6 protein-coding genes are annotated in these 4,611 nt (G+C 34.0%); 1 reads left to right on the top strand and 5 read right to left on the bottom strand.

Going from position 1 to position 4,611, the window contains the following annotated elements; translation table 11 throughout:
* Nucleotides 1–673 precede the first annotated feature (673 nt).
* From H4J67_RS19465 to H4J67_RS19450, 4 genes are all read right to left on the bottom strand, one after another.
* On the bottom strand, nucleotides 674–850 hold the full coding sequence (locus H4J67_RS19465) for a hypothetical protein (RefSeq protein WP_182176781.1): 177 nt from the start codon (nucleotides 848–850) through the stop codon (nucleotides 674–676).
* Nucleotides 851–972: 122 nt separating this feature from the next.
* Nucleotides 973–1,329 (bottom strand): Imm8 family immunity protein, encoded by a 357-nt coding sequence (locus H4J67_RS19460; RefSeq protein WP_182204774.1) that lies wholly within the window; start codon nucleotides 1,327–1,329, stop codon nucleotides 973–975.
* A gap of 116 nt (nucleotides 1,330–1,445) precedes the next feature.
* Nucleotides 1,446–2,135, bottom strand: coding sequence for a SurA N-terminal domain-containing protein (locus H4J67_RS19455; RefSeq protein WP_182204773.1), 690 nt, complete (start codon nucleotides 2,133–2,135; stop codon nucleotides 1,446–1,448).
* Nucleotides 2,136–3,107: 972 nt separating this feature from the next.
* Nucleotides 3,108–3,362, bottom strand: a complete 255-nt coding sequence (locus H4J67_RS19450) for a hypothetical protein (RefSeq protein ID WP_182204771.1) — start codon at nucleotides 3,360–3,362, stop codon at nucleotides 3,108–3,110.
* Between the two features lie 270 nt (nucleotides 3,363–3,632).
* Between H4J67_RS19450 and H4J67_RS19445 the strand changes: the two genes are divergently transcribed.
* Complete coding sequence (locus tag H4J67_RS19445) at nucleotides 3,633–3,893, top strand: hypothetical protein (RefSeq protein WP_182204769.1); 261 nt, start codon at nucleotides 3,633–3,635, stop codon at nucleotides 3,891–3,893.
* A gap of 89 nt (nucleotides 3,894–3,982) precedes the next feature.
* On the opposite strand, the gene H4J67_RS19440 is transcribed toward H4J67_RS19445, so the two are convergent.
* Nucleotides 3,983–4,447 carry a hypothetical protein gene (locus H4J67_RS19440; RefSeq protein WP_182204768.1) on the bottom strand — a complete coding sequence of 155 codons (465 nt, stop codon included), beginning with the start codon at nucleotides 4,445–4,447 and terminating at the stop codon, nucleotides 3,983–3,985.
* Nucleotides 4,448–4,611: the final 164 nt, after the last annotated feature.

The following is a 4,611-nucleotide window of genomic DNA, read 5'->3' as shown; positions in this document are numbered from 1 at the left end:
TTGCCACCTTTGAAAAAGGTAAAAGAAGCAATGCTTATTAGTGCTGCACTAAACCGAGTTTAGCGTAAAACACTTAGCTAAAAATGTCTTGCCCTAAAACGTATTTATTAAGAGCATATAACGCCTTGCTAAGCGGCGCAAAATAGTTGGCTAAAATGTGCGAGGAACGAAGCGCAGCCAACTGTTATGCGTCCGTTTGAGCAACTTGTTATGTGCAATTACTGCCAAAACCCCAATTCCCAGCCTAATAAAACAAACTGAAAAATCAATAAAATTGCTGTGAATAAAGCCAATTTCTTACGTGTTTTATAGCGTGTTATAAAATACCCAAGTAGTAATAAGTCGTAAAGAACTATAACAATTAATAACAGTAAGGATATCCAACTTCCTAATGATAAGTGTGTTCCATGGATATCAAAAATATAGTCAAAAGGGACAATAAATAACTTGGGTTCTATACCAATCAAAATACCAAAGATTGGAAGAATGAAAAATTTGATATATCTACTCAAAGTCTGAAACCCATTTGCACATAACGCCCCATTAAGAGGCAAATAATAGTTGGCTAAAATAAGCGACGAAGGAGCAAATAGCCAGCTGTTATTTGTCCTGCTTGAATGGCTTGTTAGCAGTACGTTGTCCACACAATAAAAAGCAAGGCTGGATAAATCAATTAAACATCTTCATTTTTAGATAAGAAAAATAAGATAAGCGTTGGAATTATTAATACTCCTGCTAAACCCCACGAGTAAATATTACGATTTCGCTTTTTTGCTAAATAAACAGCTAATCCAATAAGTATTGAAATGAATATTAAATCTTGTATTAATGATGCTTGAAATGTACTCATGATTTTCTCTATTTAGGTACTGCTAACGCCCTGTTAAGAGGCAAAATTTAGTTGGCTAAAATGTTGAGGAACGAAAACAGCCAACTGAATTTTGTCCTGCTTTAACAGCTTGTTAGGGTTACTTACCACGGAAAGCAACTAAGACTTACAGGTCTGATTTGACCACTTAATCTTGTTGCTACCTCTGTCCATGTTTTACAACCATTAGCGTGTAAAAGTAGTTTAGTCACACGACTTTTGATTACAGTCCAATCAAACTCTTCAAGAATTAATGTTGGAGGAGAAAAACAATTAATTGGTCGTAATGTCAGAGCATTAGGAGACGCTACATAAAATTCAAAAAAAACACTATCAGCTTGATGATTTTCGAAACATAAATCTAGTTCAATTAAAATATCAAAATTTTCAAGATCATCTGGATAAGCAGAATTACAAGAATCTAATTGATCGCTGGATAAATCGAGTAACTCAATATTCATGGTAACCCTAACGCCTTGCTAAGCGGCGCGAAATAGTTGGCTAAAATAGCGAGGTACGAGCACAGCCAGCTATTTGTGTCCGTTTGAGCAACTTGTTATACGGTTTTGCTCCGAATTTACTTTTCTAAAGCTCTTTTCCACCAAGGTACGGTATAGTCCACTTTATCTTCAGGGATTATACTTCTATGCTCTCTAACATAGTAATCCCAAAATGAGGTTTTAGACTCTTTGTTATAAATGACAAAGTCTTTATTTGATTCGTGAAACTCTAACAATTTTCGATATGCACCAACAGGCTCTAATGGATTACCTTGCTGAAAAATCACCACGCCGCCATATAGTTCATAGAGCTTTTTACTTATTTTATATGTACGCACAAAGTCTTTGTAAATATTTGAAATTTGTTCATTAATTTCTTCTGATTCTATTTCAGTTGGACGCCAGTTCGCTTCACTTTTAGGCCGCTCAGAAGACAATGCTTCCATTGCATTAATATAGTCATCAACTTCTTCTTGTGATGGCTCCACATCGTAATTTTCCGAGAATTTACTAACAACTTGTTTCCATATCAATGAAGTCAACTTGCTATTGTGAACTCTATTCACAATTTCTGCTGTTGACAAATCAGGATAAGAGCGCTTGTACCTATCCAACTCTCGTTCCTCTGGTTCTAGATCCTTAAGATATATAGTTTCCCCAAATACTAAAGCTATTTTTTCATTTTTATAAGTGCCTGAGTTTCCGCTAAAAGATGAAATAACCATCAATGTAACAAATGCGTAAGTTAATAATTGAACCATTTTCATAAAATACCTCCATGTGTCCTTAGTGTGATGCTACCGTATACTTCGAACTCTGATTAACCGTATAACGCCCCACTAAGAGGCAAATGATAGTTGGCTATAATAGAGAGCGAAGCGAACAAAGCCAACTGTTATTTGTCCTGCTTGAGTGGCTTGTTATATGCCGAATGCTAATATTTTATAGTATAAGTAATTGGGTTATTATAATTCCAATTAGAACCTGAAGTCTGAACTTTACCTAAAACCATAAACTCTTTAATTTCTCGTCGTACACTTTTTGTTTGCATCAAAAATAAAAGTAACCAGATACCGAAACAACAAAAAAACAATAATGCGAGGTTTGGGTAGCTAAAGTATGAAAGAAATATAGCTGATAAAACAAATAGAAGAGACAGCCACTTAAAATTTGGGCTGAACACTATCGTCACTACAGAATCATCAAGTTGATTTCTTGAATATATGAACATGCTAAACTCCAACTCCTTTTAGGCATATAACGCCCCATTAAGAGGCAAATAATGGTTGGCTAAAATAAGCGACGAAGGAGCAAATAGCCAACTGTTATTTGTCCTGCTTGAATGGCTTGTTATATGTAATTTACAAGGCAAACTATTAAGTTACCAAAAACATAAATGGTTATAGAGTGGAATGAGTAGATTTAAAAAACCTTTCGCCACTTGCCACCAAACCGTGAATTTGAGCCTTTTACACTTTGGCTAATTATTTCCACAAAACAAGTTAGGCGAAAACTCTATAACCAAGAATACAAACTAATTTATGCCGCTAAAGTTACCACAAAAAAGAACGGAAACAAGCACAAACTAATAAATTAAATGCCCAAGTTACAAAACATAATTTTATGAACAGTGGCGACATATAACGCCTCAATAAGAGGAAATTTATAGTTGGCTAAAATGTTGAACGCAGTGAAAACAGCCAACTGTAAATTTTCCTGCTTGATTGCCTTGTTAGGTTTTAACAACCACCATCAGAACTCCCACAATCCGAACTGGAAGAAAAACTGCTAGTTACACTAGCACCAATTACAGCAGAAGAAGACTTACTAGATTGAGTTTCAATTGATGAACGCTTTCCCTTTAAAGTACCAAGAAAGCACAAAAAGCTAAACGCTATAATTCCTGCTGGAAAAGACCATACTTGAGAAGTTAATCCAGCATAAATTGCAAAAGCCACTAATAACAATAATAGGTACCTAAAGACTTTTTTCATTTTGAATATTCCTTAAATTTAATAACAATCAAACTAATAGTCTCTAATAAATCATTTTTATTACAAAAGAGTAAAAATTTAATATATGCCGAAATTGAATGAAAACCTAACGCCCCATTAAGCGGCAAATAATAGTTGGCTAAAATAGTGAGGCACGAACTACAGCCAACTGTTATTTGTCCGTTTGAATGCCTTGTTAGCTGTGTGCTAGCTCATTAGAAAGGTATAAAAAATGGTTCTCTTACAAATTGAACCACAAAGTAAATAACAATGCCAATTGCTGGAAATAATCGCCTTATTAATAAAGAAGTTTGGGGAACCGCATCTGAGAACATAGGAACGATCCCTGAAAGTACAGAAAAAAACAAAGTAAGAACAAGTAGAATTATAATTAAAAAGCTTTGCTCTACATTAAAGAATAAAACCGAAAAAAATATAACAAAAAAGGACCATCCTATTAATTCAAGAGTTGATGTAAGTTTAAAGAATTTGATAATTGGCTCCTTGCCTAAAAGATTTAAATACAGCTAACGCCCCATTAAGAGGCAAATGATAGTTGGCTAAAATAAGCGACGAAGGAGCAAATAGCCAGCTGTTATTTGTCCTACTTGAATGGCTTGTTATGTGAATTTAACTCTAATATATAAGAATATTGAGATTAGAAACATTATTAATGACAAACCATACACCGTATAAATACTTAACATATCACTATCATAGGTTTCTTGGTAAGTAATAATTAGCACACCCTCAATACCTATTTGCTTAGCTTCGTAAACGTCATTTACCAGAGTATAAAAATCATGATACCAAATACTAATATTTTCTTGGTTCTTAAGTTTTTTGATTCTATTGTTATTAACTTTAGTGGAATTGGGTATATCAAAAGATAATTTTTCATTACTTTTAGTGAGTATTGATAAAACCAAACCAGAACTCGTCTTGGGCGTAATGTTAGTTATTTTTCCTGAAATATACTTCAATTTACTAAGCTCTGGAGTTGGGATAAAAAATGCAACTAAGAACATAAGAATAGAAATGAACAGCAAACCTTTAGAGCTTTTAACTTTTGATAAACTATCCAATTTAGCTCCCAGTTTGCCTATTCACATAACGCCACATTAAGCGGCAAAAAATTGTTGGCTATAATGTTGAACGAAGTGAAAACAGCCAACTGTTTTTTGTCCGTTTGAATGCCTTGTTAGGTTAATCTAGCTTCTTTAGTCGCATAGATAATAAAACAAGTAAT

The organism is Colwellia sp. BRX10-4 (assembly GCF_014077465.1).
In the GTDB taxonomy this organism is placed as follows: domain Bacteria; phylum Pseudomonadota; class Gammaproteobacteria; order Enterobacterales; family Alteromonadaceae; genus Colwellia_A.
The sequence above is the reverse complement of the archived record's forward strand: the minus strand, read 5'-3'. Positions and strand labels throughout refer to the sequence as shown.

Coding starts and splice junctions, on each gene's coding strand:
- H4J67_RS19465 (WP_182176781.1), bottom strand. CDS start 850: ATGAGTACATTTCAAGCATCATTAATACAAGATTTAATATTCATTTCA.
- H4J67_RS19460 (WP_182204774.1), bottom strand. CDS start 1,329: ATGAATATTGAGTTACTCGATTTATCCAGCGATCAATTAGATTCTTGT.
- H4J67_RS19455 (WP_182204773.1), bottom strand. CDS start 2,135: ATGAAAATGGTTCAATTATTAACTTACGCATTTGTTACATTGATGGTT.
- H4J67_RS19450 (WP_182204771.1), bottom strand. CDS start 3,362: ATGAAAAAAGTCTTTAGGTACCTATTATTGTTATTAGTGGCTTTTGCA.
- H4J67_RS19445 (WP_182204769.1), top strand. CDS start 3,633: ATGCCAATTGCTGGAAATAATCGCCTTATTAATAAAGAAGTTTGGGGA.